Origin of the sequence: Pseudomonas sp. AL10, from assembly GCF_029960685.1 — a bacterium.
Classification (GTDB): Bacteria; Pseudomonadota; Gammaproteobacteria; order Pseudomonadales; family Pseudomonadaceae; genus Aquipseudomonas; species Aquipseudomonas lactis.
This window is the reverse complement of sequence record NZ_JASBQZ010000003.1, coordinates 70677-87843: the sequence shown is the minus strand read 5'-3', so window position 1 is coordinate 87843 and position 17167 is coordinate 70677. Positions and strand designations below refer to the sequence as shown.

14 protein-coding genes are annotated in these 17167 nt (G+C 59.8%); 5 read left to right on the top strand and 9 right to left on the bottom strand.

Annotation, left to right across the window (positions count from 1 at the left end; genetic code table 11):
- Positions 1-173 precede the first annotated feature (173 nt).
- Genes nirB through cobA form a run of 4 tightly spaced genes read left to right on the top strand, consistent with a single transcriptional unit; the run spans position 174 to position 6403 of the window.
- Complete coding sequence (gene nirB / locus QK296_RS04870) at positions 174-2627, top strand: nitrite reductase large subunit NirB (RefSeq protein WP_282390657.1); 2454 nt, start codon at positions 174-176, stop codon at positions 2625-2627.
- On the top strand, positions 2624-2941 hold the full coding sequence (gene nirD / locus QK296_RS04865) for a nitrite reductase small subunit NirD (RefSeq protein WP_003193279.1): 318 nt from the start codon (positions 2624-2626) through the stop codon (positions 2939-2941). Before nirB ends, nirD begins: the two co-directional genes overlap by 4 nt.
- Entirely contained in the window at positions 2941-5649 is a 2709-nt protein-coding gene (locus tag QK296_RS04860; protein WP_282390656.1) for a nitrate reductase, read from the top strand. The genes nirD and QK296_RS04860 overlap by 1 nt, the downstream gene beginning before the upstream one ends.
- A 10-nt stretch (positions 5650-5659) precedes the next feature.
- Positions 5660-6403 carry a uroporphyrinogen-III C-methyltransferase gene (gene cobA, locus QK296_RS04855; protein WP_003193282.1) on the top strand — a complete coding sequence of 248 codons (744 nt, stop codon included), beginning with the start codon at positions 5660-5662 and terminating at the stop codon, positions 6401-6403.
- 60 nt (positions 6404-6463) lie between these two features.
- Here cobA and QK296_RS04850 read toward each other — a convergent pair whose 3' ends face one another.
- The 8 genes from QK296_RS04850 to ppsA all read right to left on the bottom strand — a co-directional run bounded on the left by QK296_RS04850 (position 6464) and on the right by ppsA (position 14602).
- On the bottom strand, positions 6464-7444 hold the full coding sequence (locus tag QK296_RS04850) for an OmpA family protein (RefSeq protein ID WP_003193285.1): 981 nt from the start codon (positions 7442-7444) through the stop codon (positions 6464-6466).
- A 107-nt stretch (positions 7445-7551) separates the two neighbouring features.
- Positions 7552-8142, bottom strand: a complete 591-nt coding sequence (gene sigX, locus QK296_RS04845) for an RNA polymerase sigma factor SigX (protein ID WP_003193286.1) — start codon at positions 8140-8142, stop codon at positions 7552-7554.
- Between the two features lie 87 nt (positions 8143-8229).
- A complete protein-coding gene (locus QK296_RS04840) occupies positions 8230-9054 on the bottom strand; it encodes a mechanosensitive ion channel domain-containing protein (protein WP_003193288.1) in 825 nt (274 codons plus the stop codon).
- Between the two features lie 2 nt (positions 9055-9056).
- Entirely contained in the window at positions 9057-9302 is a 246-nt protein-coding gene (locus QK296_RS04835; RefSeq protein ID WP_003193290.1) for a hypothetical protein, read from the bottom strand.
- Positions 9303-9388: 86 nt separating this feature from the next.
- Complete coding sequence (locus QK296_RS04830) at positions 9389-10384, bottom strand: zinc transporter ZntB (RefSeq protein ID WP_003193292.1); 996 nt, start codon at positions 10382-10384, stop codon at positions 9389-9391.
- A gap of 25 nt (positions 10385-10409) precedes the next feature.
- The gene (gene rraA, locus QK296_RS04825; RefSeq protein WP_003193293.1) at positions 10410-10901 is read right to left on the bottom strand and encodes a ribonuclease E activity regulator RraA; all 492 of its coding nucleotides are present in this window, start codon (positions 10899-10901) and stop codon (positions 10410-10412) included.
- A 229-nt stretch (positions 10902-11130) separates the two neighbouring features.
- Positions 11131-12120 carry an alpha/beta fold hydrolase gene (locus tag QK296_RS04820; protein WP_003193294.1) on the bottom strand — a complete coding sequence of 330 codons (990 nt, stop codon included), beginning with the start codon at positions 12118-12120 and terminating at the stop codon, positions 11131-11133.
- A 106-nt stretch (positions 12121-12226) separates the two neighbouring features.
- Positions 12227-14602: a phosphoenolpyruvate synthase gene (gene ppsA, locus QK296_RS04815; protein WP_032895796.1), complete on the bottom strand. Its 2376-nt coding sequence runs from the start codon at positions 14600-14602 to the stop codon at positions 12227-12229.
- A gap of 178 nt (positions 14603-14780) precedes the next feature.
- Here ppsA and QK296_RS04810 point away from each other — a divergent pair, with 178 nt between their 5' ends.
- Positions 14781-15599 (top strand): pyruvate, water dikinase regulatory protein, encoded by an 819-nt coding sequence (locus tag QK296_RS04810; RefSeq protein WP_003193298.1) that lies wholly within the window; start codon positions 14781-14783, stop codon positions 15597-15599.
- 140 nt (positions 15600-15739) lie between these two features.
- On the opposite strand, the gene QK296_RS04805 is transcribed toward QK296_RS04810, so the two are convergent.
- On the bottom strand, positions 15740-17164 hold the full coding sequence (locus QK296_RS04805) for a PLP-dependent aminotransferase family protein (protein WP_003193301.1): 1425 nt from the start codon (positions 17162-17164) through the stop codon (positions 15740-15742).
- Positions 17165-17167: the final 3 nt, after the last annotated feature.

The window sequence follows — 17167 nt, the reverse complement described above, 5'->3', positions numbered from 1 at the left end:
GGCACAGCTGCTGCATTAGCTTTCCCAACACCCCACATATAGCCGCTCCTTCAACGACGAAGGGCCGAGCTTCCCGAGAGAACGGGACCAGGACAAAGGCGTCCTCGCTAGCTGACTAGCGGGGACGCCTTTTTTGTTTGCGCACGATTTGTCGAGCCATTGCGGAGAACGACATGAAAAAACTCAAACTGGTGATGATCGGCAACGGTATGGCCGGGGTTCGCACCCTGGAAGAACTGCTCAAGCTGAGCAACGAGCTGTACGACATCACCGTGTTCGGCGCCGAGCCTCACACCAACTACAACCGCATCCTGCTGTCGCCGGTACTGGCCGGTGAGCAAACCTTCGAAGAGATCGTGCTCAACGACCTGGATTGGTACCTGAACAATAACGTCAAACTGCTGCTCAACCGCAAAGTGGTGCAGATCGACCGGGTCAAGCGCAAAGTCATCGCCGAAGACGGCACCGAGGCCGAATATGACCGCCTGCTGATCGCCACCGGTTCCACGCCGTTTATCCTGCCGATTCCCGGCAATACCCTGCAGGGCGTAATTGGCTACCGCGACATCGCCGACACCCAAGCGATGATCGACACCGCCAAGACTCACAAGCATGCAGTGGTGATCGGCGGCGGCCTGCTCGGCCTGGAAGCGGCCAACGGCCTGATGCTGCGCGGCATGCACGTGACGGTGGTGCACATCGGTGAATGGCTGCTGGAGCGGCAACTGGACAAGACCAGCGGCCAGCTACTGCAAACCGAACTGGAAAGTCGCGGCCTGGTGTTCCGCCTGTGCGAGCAGACCCAGGCCCTGCACGATGCCGGCAATGGCCGCGTCGGCTCGGTGCAGTTCAAAAATGGCGACATCATCCCCGCCGACCTGGTGGTGATGGCTGCCGGCATCCGCCCCAACACCGAACTCGCGGAAAAGTCGGGCATCCCCTGCAACCGTGGGATTCTGGTCAACGACACCATGCAAACCTACGATCCGCGCATCTACGCCATCGGTGAATGCGCCAGCCATCGCGGCATCGCCTATGGCTTGGTGGCGCCGTTGTTCGAACAGGCCAAGGTCTGCGCCAACCACCTGGCCCAACTGGGGTTTGCCACTTACAAGGGCTCGGTGACCTCGACAAAACTTAAAGTCACCGGCATCGACCTGTTCTCCGCTGGCGACTTCATGGGCGGCGAAGGCACCGAGACCATCACCCTCTCCGACCCGATTGGTGGCGTGTACAAAAAGCTGGTGATCAAGGACGACATTCTGGTCGGCGCCTGCCTGTACGGCGATACCGCCGATGGCGGCTGGTATTTCCGCCAGATCCGTGAGAATCACGCCATCGGTGAAATCCGCGATCACCTGATGTTCGGTGAAAATGCACTCGGCGATGTCGGCCACCAAGGCCAGGACAAAGCCATGAGCATGGCCGACAGCGCCGAAGTCTGCGGCTGCAACGGCGTGTGCAAGGGCACCATCGTCAAGGCGATCCAGGAACAAGGGTTGTTCAGTGTCGATGAGGTGAAAAAACACACCAAGGCCGCCAGTTCCTGCGGTTCCTGTGCCGGGCTGGTTGAGCAGATCCTGATCAACACCGTGGGCGGCGCCGCCGACGTCAAGCCCAAAAGTGAAAAAGCCATCTGCGGCTGCAGCGACCTCAACCACGGGCAGATCCGCCAGGCCATTCGCGAGCAGCACCTGCTGACCATCGACAGCACCATGCGCTACTTGAACTGGCGCACCCCCAATGGCTGCGCCACCTGCCGCCCGGCGCTCAACTATTACCTGATCTCCACCTGGCCCGGCGAAGCCAAGGACGACCCGCAATCACGGCTGATCAACGAACGGGCCCACGCCAATATTCAAAAAGACGGCACCTATTCTGTGGTGCCACGGATGTGGGGCGGTGTGACCAACCCTTCGGAGCTGCGCCGCATCGCCGATGTGGCCGACAAGTACAACGTGCCGATGGTCAAGGTCACCGGTGGCCAGCGCATTGACTTGCTCGGTATCAAGAAGCAGGACTTGCCAGGTGTGTGGAAGGATCTGGATATGCCGTCCGGGCACGCCTATGGCAAATCCATCCGCACCGTCAAAACCTGTGTGGGCAGCGAGTTCTGCCGGTTTGGTACGCAGAACTCCACACAACTGGGCATCGAGCTGGAGCATGACCTGTTCAATATGTGGTCGCCCCATAAGGTCAAGTTGGCGGTCTCCGGTTGCCCACGCAACTGCTCGGAAGCGGGCATCAAGGATGTGGGCATTATCGGCGTCGACTCGGGCTGGGAGATGTACATCGGCGGCAACGGCGGGATCAAGACCGAAGTCGCGGAGTTCTTCGTCAAGGTGAAAACCGCGGAGGAAGTACGCGAATACAACGGCGCGTTCCTGCAGTTGTACCGCGAAGAAGCCTTCTATCTGGAGCGCACCGTGCACTACCTGCAGCGGGTGGGCATGGAGCATATCAAGAAGTCTGTATTGGAAGACCCAGCGCGCCGCCAGGCCCTCAATGAGCGTTTGCAGTTCTCGTTGTCATTCGAGCAGGACCCGTGGAAGGAACGCCTGGAACAGCCGCTGCTGAAAAAGGAATTCGACGTGATCCCTGTCAAACAACTGGAGGTCTCGCTATGAACTGGCTGGATATCTGCGCCCTCGATGAAATCAACGCCCTGGGCTCGCGCATCATCAGCGGGCCGAAAGGTGACATCGCGATTTTTCGCACCAGTGACGACGAAGTCTTTGCCCTCGACGACCGCTGCCCGCACAAGGGCGGGCCGCTGTCCCAAGGTTTGATCTATGGCAAGCGCGTGGCCTGCCCATTGCACAATTGGCAGATCGACCTTGAGTCCGGCCAAGCCCAGGCCCCGGATATCGGCTGTGCCCACCATCACCAGGCCCGGGTGGAAAACGGCCGGGTGATGCTGGCCCTGCGGGACGCGGGTTGATGAACCGCCAGACCACCGCGTCCACCTGCTGTTATTGCGGGGTGGGTTGCGGCGTGCTGATCGAGCATGACGGCGAACAGATCCTGGGGGTGCAAGGCGACCCCAGCCATCCGGCCAACTTCGGCAAGTTGTGCAGCAAAGGCGCCAGCCTGCACTTGACCGGCGACTTGAGCGCCCGCGCGCTCTACCCGCAATTACGCTTGGGCAAAGACCTGGCACGCACCCGCACCGACTGGGACACCGCCCTGGACCACGCGGCCAACGTGTTCGCCGATACCATTGCCGAACACGGGCCCGACAGTGTGGCGTTCTATATCTCCGGGCAACTGCTGACCGAGGACTACTACAGCTTCAACAAGTTGGCCCGTGCGTTGGTGGGCACCAACAATATCGACAGCAACTCCCGGCTGTGCATGTCGTCGGCAGTGGTCGGCTACAAGCGCAGCCTGGGCGCCGATGCACCGCCGTGCAGTTATGAAGACTTGGAAAACAGCGACTGCGTGATGATCGTCGGCAGCAATATGGCCTACGCCCATCCGGTATTGTTCCGGCGCCTGGAGCAAGCCAAGGCGCAACGCCCGCACATGAAAGTGCTGGTGATTGACCCTCGGCGTACTGACACCTGCGATTTGGCCGACCTGCACTTGGCGATCTTGCCAGGAACGGATGTGGCGTTGTTCCACGGGATCTTGCATCTGTTGCTGTGGGAAGACTGGGTGGACCGCGCGTTTATCCAGGCCCACACCGACGGCTTGGCCGAACTCAAGCGCCTGGTGCATGACTACACGCCGCAGATGGTCACGCAGCTGTGCGGTATCAGCGTCGAACAGTTACGCCTGTGTGCGCAGTGGGTCGGCACCTCCAGCAGCTTTTTGTCGCTGTGGTGCATGGGGCTTAACCAGTCCACCGCCGGCAGCGCCAAAAACAGCGCGTTGATCAACCTGCATTTAGCCACGGGGACCATTGGCCGCCCGGGTTGTGGGCCGTTTTCCCTGACCGGCCAACCGAACGCCATGGGCGGGCGCGAAACCGGCAGCCTGTCCAACTTGCTGCCGGGCCACCGCGACGCGGCCAACCCTGAACACCGCGCTGAAGTGGCGGCCTATTGGGGCGTGGAACAACTGCCGGCGACCACCGGCCTTACCGCCATCGAACTGTTTGAACAGATGCAGGCTGGCAAGATCAAGGCACTGTGGATCGCCTGTACCAACCCTGCCCAATCCCTGCCCGACCAGAACGCAGTGCGCGCCGCCTTGGCCGCGTGCCCGTTCGTGGTGTTGCAGGAAGCGTTTCGTACCACCGAAACCGCCGCCTATGCCGACCTGCTACTGCCCGCCGCCAGTTGGGGTGAAAAAGACGGCACGGTGACCAACTCCGAGCGGCGTATTTCCCACGTGCGCCGCGCCATCAACCCACCGGGTGAAGCACGCGCGGATTGGGCGATCACGGTGGATTTCGCCCAGCGCCTGGAGCGCCGTCTGCGTCCGGGGTTGCCGAGCCTGTTCGCCTTTGAACAAGCGGCGCAGCTGTTTGATGAATTCAAGCCACTGACCCAAGGCCGTGACCTGGATATGTCCGGCATCAGCCATGCCCTGCTCGACCGGATCGGCCCGCAGCAGTGGCCCTTTCCCGAGGGTGCCCAGGCGGGTACTTCGCGCCTGTACACCGACGGCATTTTCCCTACTGACACTGGGCGGGCGCGCTTTGTCGCCGAGCCTTATCGCGCCGCTAAAGAACAACGCGATGCGCGATTCCCGTTGACCCTGATCACCGGCCGCCTGCGTGATCAATGGCACGGCATGAGCCGCACCGGCACCGCCGCCCAGTTGTTCGGGCACGTCAGTGAGGCGCTGTTGAGCCTGCATCCGGATGAGCTGCGCCGCCACCGCTTCAAAGAGGGTGACCTGGTCAGCCTGAAAAGCCGTCGCGGCAGTGTGATCGTCGCCGTTTGCAGCGATGACAGCGTGCGCCCCGGCCAAGCGTTTCTGCCCATGCACTGGGGCGACCGCTTTCTCAAGGGCGGCGTTAATACCCTCACTCAACCGGCGTTCGACCCTTTGTCCAAGCAGCCGGAGCTCAAGCACAGCGGCGTGCGCCTGGAAGCAGTGCAACTGCCATGGCAGCTGTTTGCGCTGATCGAAGGCGATGTGCAGCAGCACTTCGAAGCGTTGCGCCCACTGTGTGAAACCTTTGCCTACGTCAGCCTGAGCCTGGCTGGCCGTGAACGCCCCGCGCTGCTGGTGCGCGCCGCGCATACCGAGGCGCCCGACCTGCAACTGTTGACCCGCATCGACCACCTGCTGGGCCTCAACGACGGCCCGGTAATGGCCTATGACGACCCGCGCCGCTCAATCGGCAAGCGCGTGAAAATCGAGAAAGGCCGCATTACCGCCCTGCGCCTGGCCGGCGAAACCCTGGCCCGTCACTGGCTGCAAAGCCTGTGGCTGGAAGGCCGGGCCGACGAGCAACTGCGGCGCTGGTTACTGGCGCCCTTGAGCGCGCCACCGGGCGGTACCACGGCCAGCAACAAGATTATGTGCAACTGCAAGAACGTCAGCGAAAACGCCGTGTGTGCCGGTATCGGCAGCGGCCTGGACCTGGATGGCCTCAAACAGGCACTGGGCTGCGGCACCCAATGCGGCTCCTGCGTGCCGGAAATCAAACGTCTTTTGGCCAGCAACCCGCAGCCAATCGCCATCAGTGTGTAAGGGGAACAACATGAGCGCAAAAGTATGGCTGGTAGGCGCAGGGCCGGGTGATCCGGAGTTGCTGACCCTCAAGGCGGTCCGGGCTCTGCAGGCAGCGCACGTCGTGCTGATTGATGACTTGGTCAACCCGGCAGTACTGGAACACTGCGCCAGCGCCCGGGTGATTACCGTCGGCAAGCGCGGCGGCTGCCGCTCTACCCCGCAGGAGTTTATTCACCGCCTGATGCTGCGTTATGCACGCCAGGGCAAGTGCGTGGTACGCCTTAAAGGCGGTGACCCATGTATTTTTGGCCGCGGTGGCGAAGAGGCAACCTGGCTGCGCGAGCGTGGTGTCGAGGTGGAATTGGTCAATGGCATCACCTCAGGGCTGGCCGGGGCGACCCAGTGTGACATCCCGTTGACCTTGCGCGGGGTGAGCCGTGGAGTGACCTTGGTCACCGCGCATACCCAGGATGACAGCAGCTTGAACTGGCGTGCGCTGGCGGAGGGTGGAACCACGCTGGTGGTGTATATGGGCGTGGCCAAGCTGGACGAAATCCGCGAACAGCTGCTCAACGGCGGCATGGCTGCGGATATGCCGGTGGCAATGATCGAAAACGCTTCATTGCCCCAACAACGCGAATGCCGCAGCTCGCTTGCGGCCATGCATGAAGCTGCAACAGCCTTTGCACTCAAAAGCCCGGCCATCCTGGTGATTGGCCAGGTTGCCGGCGCCGCACAGATGGCTAGCATCGCCGCTGCGGCAAGCGCCTGAGGCAAATCGCAGGCGAAAAAAAGCCCGGCCTGAGCCGGGCTTTTCTTTACTACTCAGTAATTACTGAGCGGTAGCTTCAACCGACGCTTCTACGCGACGGTTAACAGCGCGACCAGCTTCAGTTGCGTTGTCAGCAACTGGGCGGGATTCGCCGTAACCAACAGCAGTTACACGGCTAGGAGCAACGCCGTCTTTAACCAGGACTTGCTTAACAGCGTCAGCACGACGCTGGGACAGCTTCTGGTTGTAAGCGTCTGGACCTACGGAGTCAGTGTGACCAGCAACTTCTACGTTGGTAGCTGGGTACTGAGCCATGAAGTCGGCCAGGTTTTTAACGTCGCCGTAGCTGTTAGGCTTAACAACGGCCTTGTCGAAGTCGAACTTAACGTCCAGCTCAACACGAACAACCTGAGCAACCGGAGCTTCTGGCTCTGGAACTGGCTCTGGAGCTGGTGCTGGGGTAGGAGCTGGAGCTGCTGCGCCAGCGTTACCGCCGAAGTTCACGCCCAGGCCGACCAGTGCGGAGTAGTCCCACTTGCCGTTGTCCAGACCGTAGTCAGCTTCAACACCAGCACGAGCGTACAGGTTGTTGGTGAAGTAGTACTTCACGCCGGTACCGATGGTAGCGAAAGTGGTCTGATCGCGACCGGTGTGGCCGTCAGCGCGCACGTTGCCACGGCTCTGGTGGCCGAAACCGCCTTCAACGTATGGACGCAGGCTATCAACGCCAGCCTGACCGAAGTGGTACTGAGCAACGAGGCTGCCAGTGTCACCTTTGATCTTCTGGTTGCCAGTGCCGTCGTTCGAACGGGTGTGGTTGGTCTTGTCGTACGACAGATTCAACGACAGATCGTCGGTCAGGAAGTAACCAATGCGAGCGCCTGGGTTGAAGCCGTCTTCGATGTGCTTAACGCTATCGTTGTACTGCTTCTTGTAGAACAGCTCGCCTTCAACTGCGCCTTGGCCTTGTGCCAGAACGCCGAAAGAAGTAGCGGCAATAAGAGAACCAATGGCCAAGCCCAAGGTGTTTTTCAGTTTCATCCGTTAAATCCCCATCTGGTGATTGTAAAGCAGTCCCACAAACCGGGGGACAACTCGGCGACAAGTCTAACAGAACTTGCCTACACGTAAGAGATATTTGCTACGCACTAAGTTTCAGTCTCGCCCGCAAATTTCTCACGTAATTTATCAAGAGCACGCTTGTACCGCATTTTTGTAGCACTCAAACCCATATGCATGATGTCAGCGATTTCCTGAAATTCCAGCTCTGCGACAAATCGAAGCACCAGAATTTCGCGGTCAATCGGGTTCACATGCACCAACCAGCGATCAAGTCCGCCCTTTTCCTCGGGTGCCGGCGCCTTCTCTTCAGACGCCTCCTCAAGGGGGTCCAGACTCAAAGCGTCCATCAGGCGACGCTTTCGCCGTTCCTTCCGATACTGCGTGATGCACTCGTTGTACGTGATGCTGTACAGCCAGGTCTTGAACTTCGATTTGCCCTCGAAGTTCTTCAGGCCGTATAGCACCTTGAGCATCACTTCCTGACAGACATCATCCGCGTCTCTATCGTTCCCCAAATACCTTGAACAAACGTTGAACAGAGTGCGTTGATACCTGCGCATCAATTCTTCGTACGCGCGTGTTACGTGAAACAGCTCCGTGTGCGAGCGCGCGACCAACTCCTCATCAGAGAGCTCACGGGGGTCATAGCGCGTGGACAGCGTTTGGGCTTTATTCAAAACAAGTCGTGCCGACAGTCAGGTCAATGTCCGCTGCAACCCGGTCACCCGGGTTTGCGGCGGCGTACATTAGCAGGATTTGCCGGATTAGCGGCTACTGACCTGCTGCTCCAGGAGAATCCGGTTAGACAGCGACACCAGTTCCCCGTCATCGGTCAGCACGGTCGTCTTGACTGTGCCGATCTCCTCGATTTGCCCTTCGACCTCGCCCACACGCACCTGTTGCCCAACTTGATACAGCTCACGCACATAGATTCCCGCAAGAATCTGACCGGCAATTTCCCGGCTTCCCAACCCCATGGCCAGCGCAACTGCCAGACCAACGGTAATCAAAACAATCACAATCACGTGGTTGAGCAGGTCAGTTTTGACCTCCAACTGGCTGATCGCGACAGAAATACTGATGATGATCACCAGCCCCTGGGCGATTCGCCCCAGGCCCGCCGCGTAGTCCAAGCCCACGCCTTCGGCGGCCCCGCGCACCAGCCCGTTGGCCAATTGCGCGAGTAAAACCCCCACCAGCAGCACCAGCGCGCCGCCGAACACTTTCGGCAAATACAGTGCCAGCATGTCGAGCGTAGCTGAAACTCGCTCAAGTCCAAGGGACTGCGCCGCAGAAACCAGAAAAATAAGTAGAACGAACCAATAGACGATCTTGCCGATCAGGGTCGAAATCGGTACTTGCAACCCCGCGCGGCCAAGCAATTTGGTCAGGCCAGTGCCGGCCATCAGGCGATCGAGGCCCAGTTTGGCGAGCAATTTGGACAGCAGGGTATCGAGCAGCTTGGCGACGACAAAACCCAGCAATACCAGGACCAGGGCACCAAACAGGTTGGGAATGAAATTCGCCACCTTGGTCCACAATGCGGTCATCGCGGTGACCAGGCTCTGGGTCCAGAGATCAAGTTCCATATTCAATCAGCCTTATCAGCAGTGCTAGCAAGAGGTTTACGACGGGAAACCGGTGACACATGGGCCGAACCGTTGTTCAGGGCCATCATCAATGCCGGCACCCAACGCCCGAGCAGACCGAACAGGTCACCCGCCCCTACCTGACGGTTGGCGGTTTTCAGTACGCGGCCCAGGCAAGCATCGTCATCACGGTTGGATGGCGAAGCATTGAGCATGTCACGCAAAGACTGTTCGAACGGATCGTGCATAGAGACCTCTCGCAAGTGATTTAAAAGACGAGGGTAAAATTCATCGGGTCACATCGGCCCTTTCTTACGTTCAGGTCATATTCAGGTCAAACCCAGCGCAATCGTCGAAATAACCACCATTGCCCCAATGCCACAGACACCATCAACAGGCACGCAATCATGAATCCATAAGGGCTCTCGGAGAACGGAATGCCGCCCACATTTATACCGAGCAGACCGGTGAGAAAACTCATCGGCAAGAAGATCCCGGTGATGATCCCGAAGCGGTACATGGTGCGGTTCATGCGCAGGCTCAAACGCCGGTCTTCGGCCTCAAGCACAAGCCCCACGCGCTCTCTGGCCAATTCCAGCTCTTCCAGGTAACGGGTCAGACTGTTGTGCAATTCATTCCAATAGTCGGCATCGTCGTCGCAGAACCACGCCAATTTGATTCGCGTGAGCTGGGCAAAAATATCCCGCTGGGGAGCCAGGAAGCGCTTGAGTCCGGCGGCTCTTCGACGTATCTGCAGAACGCTGCCATGCTCCGGGGTATACCGTTCGTCGGCATCGAGTTTTTCTTCCTCGGAATCGACGATTTCAGACAAGCCAGCGACCAGATCCTGCACTTTATTGGTCAGGTACTGAGCCATATAAAGGATGAGCTCGGATGCCGTCTTGGGGCCTTTACCGTCTGCCAGTTGCACCAGCAACTCATCGGTGGCGCGCAAGGGGCGCAAACGCAACGAGATCACTCGGTTGGCAGCGGCGAAGATGCGCACCGACACCATGTCTTCGGGCTCGGCGCCTGGGTTGAGATTGATCCCGCGCAGGAACAGCAGCAATTCGGCGTCCGGCAGCGGCAACAGGCGTGGGCGAGTGTTCTCCTCCAGCAGCAGGTCACAGGCAAACTCGCTCAGGCCGCTGGATTTACGCAGCCAGGTCTGGGTTTGAGGATGGCTGCGATCCCAGTGCAGCCACAGGCTTTCCTGGGGCTGCAACTGCAGATCGTCGAGCTCAGTCCGGGCAATCGAACGCGCACCGCCTTTACCGTCCAGCACCAGGGCATGCACCAGCCCCCATTGCGCGTTTTCTTCTTCGAACATCCTCACCCCAATCGGTTACGGCAGTTTATTCAGGCATTTTCAGTGGGCTGGGCGACACGATCACCCCGTTGTTGTCGGCGTAAATGTACTCACCGGGGCGGAACGTCACGCCCCCGAATGTCACCGCCACGTTCAGGTCGCCAAGGCCGCGCTTGTCGGTTTTTTTCGGATGCGAGGCCAGGGCCTGCACGCCCAGGTCGGTCTGGGCAATGACGTCGACGTCACGGATACACCCGTAGATGACCAGCCCTTCCCAACCGTTTTTCGCGGCTTTCTCGGCAATCATGTCACCCAGCAGCGCGCAGCGCAGGGAACCGCCACCGTCGACCACCAGCACTTTACCAGCGCCCGGCAGGTCAGCCTGCGCCTTGACCAGGGAGTTATCCTCGAAGCATTTGAGGGTGACTATCTCGCCGCCAAAGGAGTCTCGGCCACCGAAGTTGCTGAACATCGGCTCCACTACCTGCACCAGCTCCGGGTAGGCGTCACACAGGTCGGGGGTCACGTAATGGTTCATCGAGAAACTCCTGTCATCAAAGAAGAGGTCGAACATCCACGGTGTACATCAAGAAAACGCCTCGCGACAGGCATTCTTTAAGTGCCTGCTCGTTGGCGGCGGCCATGATCAAACCCCGATCAGCGCAACGCAATACACGTTGCGCGACTGAATATGACCAGAACCGCGTGGCGCGTCATATCTTAGCCGCAACCCTTCAAGAGTGAAACGCCCCTGGCAGAGCGTTTCGTCAAACCGTTGCAGCCACCTCGGGTTGCGTGCCGAATAAAGGTGTCAGCGGGTCGTTCAACCAACGCTCGACCAAAGGCCACACTTGGGCCTGGGCGGCTTTGCTGACCAGCATCTGCACATGGCCGAAATCCTCGCTGAAACCTTGCTGACGCCCCAGGCACAGGTACTGGCGATGCTCGCTGCCCACTTGCTCGAAGAGCTTGCGGCAGGCCCAGTCTGGGTCTTGTCGGTCGCCCGCTGCGCTCACCGCCAACAGCGGCACATCGACCTGCGCCAAGCCTTTCCACCAGTCATGCTCGGCATCGCCAAACCGGCCGAACAGGCCGTTCCAACGCATCGCTTCGATCATCACGCCAGCCGGTTCGTCCTCGGGCCCACGCTTGAAGCGCGGGCCGGACAGGTGGCCAAGGCGCTTGAGAATAAAGCGCCCACCCCACTGCACCGGTGGGATTTTCAACGGCCAATGGGTACGACTGACCTGGCAGCCGAACAACGCCACCGATGCCACCGCAGATGCATCCAAGTGCTGCCCGCCCAAGGCCGCAGCCAAGGTGGTGGCGCCGAGGGAATGCCCGAGCCAGTGCGGAACCTGCCCGCTTTGCTCAGACACAAACGCCCCCACAGCCGGCAAATCGTAGCGTGCGTAATCGGCGACATGGTTTCTGGCGTAGTCGTGATTGCGCTTGGACAAGCCATGGCCGCGCATTTCCGGGATCCACACATCAAATCCGCGACGCGCCAGGTATGCCCCCAGGCCGATGCCCTTGGGCGAGTACCAGAAGCGCCGGTTGGAAAAGCTGCCATGCAATAAAATAATCGGCGTGCCCCGGTTTTCCGGGACATCGGCCAGGCCCAAACGGGTCACCGCCAACTCGACGGTGCCGTCCGGGCTGTTACCGGGTTTGAGCCGATAGACATCTTCACTCAGGTCGCCACGACGTTCAGCGCTGATCAGGGCGACAGGAAATAGATTGCTGCTGCTTTGCATAATGCTCTTGCACAAAAAAGGGCGGCGTCCGCAAGGATTCCCGCCCTGTACAGATAAGAATGCCGGTCACCCGCAACGAGTGACCGGCACTTTTGACCAGGCGATCTTAGGCGGACGCTTGGCCTTCAGCCAGGAAGAACCAGGTTTCCAGCACGGAATCGGGGTTCAGCGAAACGCTCTCGATTCCCTGTTCCATCAGCCATTTGGCCAGGTCAGGGTGGTCCGAAGGGCCTTGGCCGCAGATACCGATGTACTTGCCCGCCTTGTTACAGGCCTGGATGGCGTTGGCCAACAGCTTCTTGACCGCCGGGTTACGCTCGTCGAACAGGTGGGCGATGATCCCCGAGTCGCGGTCCAGGCCCAGGGTCAACTGGGTCAGGTCGTTGGAGCCGATGGAGAAACCGTCGAAGAACTCCAGGAACTCTTCAGCCAGGATGGCGTTGGACGGCAATTCGCACATCATGATCACGCGCAGGCCGTTCTCGCCACGGGTCAGGCCGTTTTCGGCCAGCAGGTCCACCACTTGGCTCGCTTCGCCCAGGGTGCGCACGAACGGCACCATGATCTCGACGTTGGTCAGGCCCATCTCGTTGCGCACGCGCTTGAGCGCACGGCATTCGAGCTCGAAGCAGTCACGGAAGGCTTCGCTGATGTAACGCGAGGCGCCGCGGAAGCCCAGCATCGGGTTTTCTTCCTCTGGCTCGTAGAGCTTGCCGCCGATCAGGTTCGCGTATTCATTGGACTTGAAGTCCGACAGGCGCACGATGACCTTTTTCGGGTAGAACGCCGCAGCCAGGGTGCTGATGCCTTCAACCAGTTTCTCGACGTAGAAACCTACCGGGTCGTTGTAGCCGGCGATGCGCTTGTCGACGCTTTCCTTGATGTCCAGCGGCAGACCGTCATAGTTCAGCAGTGCCTTGGGGTGCACGCCGATCATGCGGTTGATGATGAATTCCAGGCGGGCCAGGCCCACACCGGCATTCGGCAATTGCGCGAAATCAAAGGCGCGGTCCGGGTTGCCGACGTTCATCATGATCTTGAACGGCAGGTCGGGCATGGCGTCGATGGAGTTTTGCTTGATATCGAAGCCCAGCTCACCTTCGAAGATAAAGCCGGTATCGCCTTCGGCGCAGGACACGGTCACGCCCTGGCCATCCTTGAGCAGTTGGGTGGCGTTGCCGCAACCCACGACGGCCGGAATCCCCAGTTCACGGGCGATGATCGCCGCGTGGCAGGTACGCCCGCCACGGTTGGTGACGATGGCACTGGCGCGCTTCATCACCGGTTCCCAATCCGGGTCGGTCATGTCGGAAACCAGTACGTCACCTGGCTGGACCTTGTCCATCTCGGACACGTCCTTGATGATCCGCACCTTGCCTGCGCCAATGCGCTGGCCAATGGCACGGCCTTCCACCAGCACGGTGCCGGTTTCCTTGAGCAGGTAGCGTTCCATGACGTTGGCCGAGGTGCGGCTCTTCACGGTTTCCGGGCGCGCCTGCACGATGTACAGCTTGCCGTCGTCACCGTCCTTGGCCCACTCGATGTCCATCGGGCACTTGTAGTGCTTTTCGATGATCATCGCTTGTTTGGCCAACTCGCTGACTTCAGCGTCGGTGAGGCAGAAACGCGCGCGCTCGGCCTTGTCGACGTCAACGGTTTTAACCGAGCGACCGGCCTTGGCCTCGTCGCCGTAGATCATCTTGATGGCCTTGCTGCCCAGGTTACGGCGCAGGATGGCCGGGCGACCCGCTTCGAGGGTGCCCTTGTGTACGTAGAATTCGTCGGGGTTGACCGCGCCTTGTACGACGGTTTCGCCCAGGCCGTAGGCGCCGGTGATAAACACCACGTCACGGAAACCGGATTCGGTATCCAGAGTGAACATCACACCGGCCGTGCCGGTTTCCGAACGTACCATGCGCTGCACGCCGGCAGACAGGGCCACCAGCTTGTGGTCGAAACCCTGGTGTACGCGGTAGGAAATCGCACGGTCGTTAAAGAGGGAGGCAAACACTTCCTTGGCCGCGCGGATCACGTTTTCGACGCCGCGAATGTTGAGGAAGGTTTCCTGCTGGCCCGCAAAGGAGGCGTCCGGCAAGTCTTCGGCGGTAGCAGAGGAACGCACGGCAACAGCCATGTCCGGGTTACCGGCCGACAGGGTGGCGAAGGCGGTGCGAATTTCTTCGTTGAGCTTCTCGGGGAACTCGGCTTCCATGATCCACTGGCGGATCTGGGCGCCGGTCTTGGCCAGGGCGTTGACATCATCGACGTCCAGTGCGTCCAGCGCGGCGTGGATCTGGGCGTTGAGGCCGCTCAGCTCGAGGAAGTCGCGGTAAGCCTGGGCCGTGGTGGCGAAACCACCGGGCACCGAGACACCAGCGCCTGCAAGATTACTGATCATCTCGCCGAGGGATGCGTTCTTGCCCCCCACATGCTCTACATCATGGACGCCGAGCTTATCGAGGGAAACTACGTACTCTACCAAGGTGATCTCTCCACTTTCTGTGTTGGAAAAGCTCAGGACGCGGGTTGCTCAGTAGGAGCTAACGCCAGCGCTTGTGGCCTGGACCTGGAAAATAAGTGAGAATGCGGCCCACTGCGGGACGGCAAAATCGCGCCTATCATATCCAAGATTCGCCATCAGCTTAAGGCCCAGGGCTCAAATGAAACGATCTGCTTTCTTTATTTCCGACGGCACCGGCATTACAGCCGAAACATTGGGCCAGAGCCTGCTCGCGCAGTTCGAAAACATTACCTTTGCCAAATTCACCCGGCCTTATATAGACAGCGTGGATAAAGCGCGGGCCATGGTACAACAAATCAATCTGGCGGCTGAAAAAGACGGTTTTCGCCCGATCATTTTCGACACCATCGTCAATCAAGACATTCGTGAGATTCTCGCAACGTCGAATGGTTTCATGATCGACATTTTCTCTACCTTCCTGGCGCCGCTGGAACAGGAGTTGAGTGAACATTCGTCCTATTCCGTCGGAAAGTCCCACTCCATCGGGCATAACTCCAACTATATGGAGCGTATCGAGGCGGTGAACTTCGCCCTCGACAACGACGACGGCGCCCGCACCCACTACTACGACAAGGCCGACCTGATCCTGGTGGGCGTATCGCGTTGCGGCAAGACCCCGACCTGCCTGTACATGGCCATGCAGTTCGGTATTCGTGCGGCCAACTACCCGCTGACCGAAGATGACATGGAACACCTGACCCTGCCCGCCGCTTTGCGCGCGCATTCACACAAGCTGTTCGGCCTGACCATCGACCCGGACCGGCTGACCGCCATCCGCAACGAACGCAAGCCCAACAGCCGCTACTCCAGCTATGCCCAGTGTGAATTTGAAGTGCGTGAAGTAGAAAATCTGTTCCGCCGCGAGAATATTGCGCACATCAATTCCACGCATTTTTCGGTGGAAGAGATTTCGGCGAAGATTTTGGTGGAGAAGGGTGTGGAGCGGCGCTTCAAGTGATCTCTGTCGCCTGATCTGATCGTTCCCACGCTCTGCGTGGGAACGCCGCCTGGGACGCTCCGCGTCCCGCAATAGCGACGCGGAGCGTCGCAAGATGCATTCCCACGCAGAGCGTGGGAACGAGCAACGGTAACGCGGATTTACAGATGAAACCGCCCGCCTCCCTGCCCCAACGCCGTCGCCAGCGCATCAAACCCCTCGCGCAGTAACTGATCATCGCCCGACGTGTTGCAGATACTCGCCCGAATAAACTGCGGCACCGCCGTCTGCCCCACGGCAAACGCCTCGGCGGTGGCGATCAGGTAATTGTTCTGCTTGAGCTCCGCCTCGATTTCCGAGGCCCGCCAGGGCTCCGGCACTTCGATCCAGAAGTGCGGGCTGTTGAGGTGGGTGCGATAAGCCAGGCCGGTCAATAGATCTTCGACCAACGTCTTGCGCCGGCTGATCTCGTTGATCTGCTGACGCAACAAATATTCCGCCGTGCCGTTTTCGATCCACTGGGTCGCCAGTTCCAAGGTCACAGGTGTGGCCATCCAGCAGGTCGAACGGATCGCCGCCGAGATGCGGCTGACCAGCGCAGGTGGCGCATGCACGTAGCCCACCCGCAAACCGGCTGACACCGCCTTACTCAGGCTGCTGATCAAGATCGTACGTTCAGGCGCGAAATAGCTGAGGGGCGGCGGACGGTCCTCCACCAGCACACCGTGGGCTTCGTCCTCCAGAATCAGCAGGTTATGTTCGCGACACACCCTGGCCAAGGCTTCGCGGCGCGCAACCGATAACACGGCGGTGGTCGGATTCTGGATAGTCGGCGTGCAATACAACGCCGAAATCCGGTGATTACGACAGACCTCATCCAGCGCCGTGGGCAGCACACCCTCCTCGTCCATCTCCAGGCCGATCAGCCGCACCCCCAGCATGCGCGCAGCGGTAATCAGCCCGGGGTAAGTCAATTGCTCGGTGACCACCGTATCGCCAGCGCGCAGCAGGGCCATCATGGCGCACAGCAAGCCGTGCTGGCCGCCGTTGACGCAGATGACCTGCTCGGGAATCGGATGAAACTCGCGCTGCACCAGCCATTGCGCGCCCGCTTCACGGTAACGCGGCAGGCCGGCGTCCGGGGTGTAGGCGCTGATGTCCTGGAGGAACTTGGCGTTGGTCGACAGGGTTTGAAAGCTCTGGGCGAGAAACACCGTCTCTTGCCCGGGAATGTGCATGTTGCGGCTCATGTCGAAGTACTGGCGCGGCTCCTCGCTGAAATTGCGAAAGCCCTCATCACGCTGGCGCTCCATCCCACGCTTGCGCACGAAGGTGCCGTCACCTACCCGTGCAACCACCAGGCCCAGGCGCTCCAGTTCACCGTAGGCCCGGCTGATGGTGCCGATGGTCACGCCTAAATTGTCGGAAAGCACCCGATGGGGCGGCAGTTTTCGTCCCGGTTCAATCAAGCCTTCGAGGATGCCCCGTTCCATCACATCGGACAGGCGCTTGTACTTCACGCCCTGCCCGTTGGACAAGCCCTCACGCATAATTGACACCATGTCAATATTTGTTTTGACAGCCATCTT

Excerpts from the sequence above, each read along its gene's own strand:
- nirB (WP_282390657.1), top strand. The coding sequence starts at position 174 with ATGAAAAAACTCAAACTGGTGATGATCGGCAACGGTATGGCCGGGGTT.
- nirD (WP_003193279.1), top strand. The coding sequence starts at position 2,624 with ATGAACTGGCTGGATATCTGCGCCCTCGATGAAATCAACGCCCTGGGC.
- rraA (WP_003193293.1), bottom strand. The coding sequence starts at position 10,901 with ATGAACCATTACGTGACCCCCGACCTGTGTGACGCCTACCCGGAGCTG.
- QK296_RS04835 (WP_003193290.1), bottom strand. The coding sequence starts at position 9,302 with ATGCACGATCCGTTCGAACAGTCTTTGCGTGACATGCTCAATGCTTCG.
- QK296_RS04860 (WP_282390656.1), top strand. The coding sequence starts at position 2,941 with ATGAACCGCCAGACCACCGCGTCCACCTGCTGTTATTGCGGGGTGGGT.
- QK296_RS04820 (WP_003193294.1), bottom strand. The coding sequence starts at position 12,120 with ATGCAAAGCAGCAGCAATCTATTTCCTGTCGCCCTGATCAGCGCTGAA.
- cobA (WP_003193282.1), top strand. The coding sequence starts at position 5,660 with ATGAGCGCAAAAGTATGGCTGGTAGGCGCAGGGCCGGGTGATCCGGAG.
- QK296_RS04805 (WP_003193301.1), bottom strand. The coding sequence starts at position 17,164 with ATGGCTGTCAAAACAAATATTGACATGGTGTCAATTATGCGTGAGGGC.
- QK296_RS04810 (WP_003193298.1), top strand. The coding sequence starts at position 14,781 with ATGAAACGATCTGCTTTCTTTATTTCCGACGGCACCGGCATTACAGCC.
- QK296_RS04830 (WP_003193292.1), bottom strand. The coding sequence starts at position 10,384 with ATGTTCGAAGAAGAAAACGCGCAATGGGGGCTGGTGCATGCCCTGGTG.
- QK296_RS04840 (WP_003193288.1), bottom strand. The coding sequence starts at position 9,054 with ATGGAACTTGATCTCTGGACCCAGAGCCTGGTCACCGCGATGACCGCA.
- QK296_RS04850 (WP_003193285.1), bottom strand. The coding sequence starts at position 7,444 with ATGAAACTGAAAAACACCTTGGGCTTGGCCATTGGTTCTCTTATTGCC.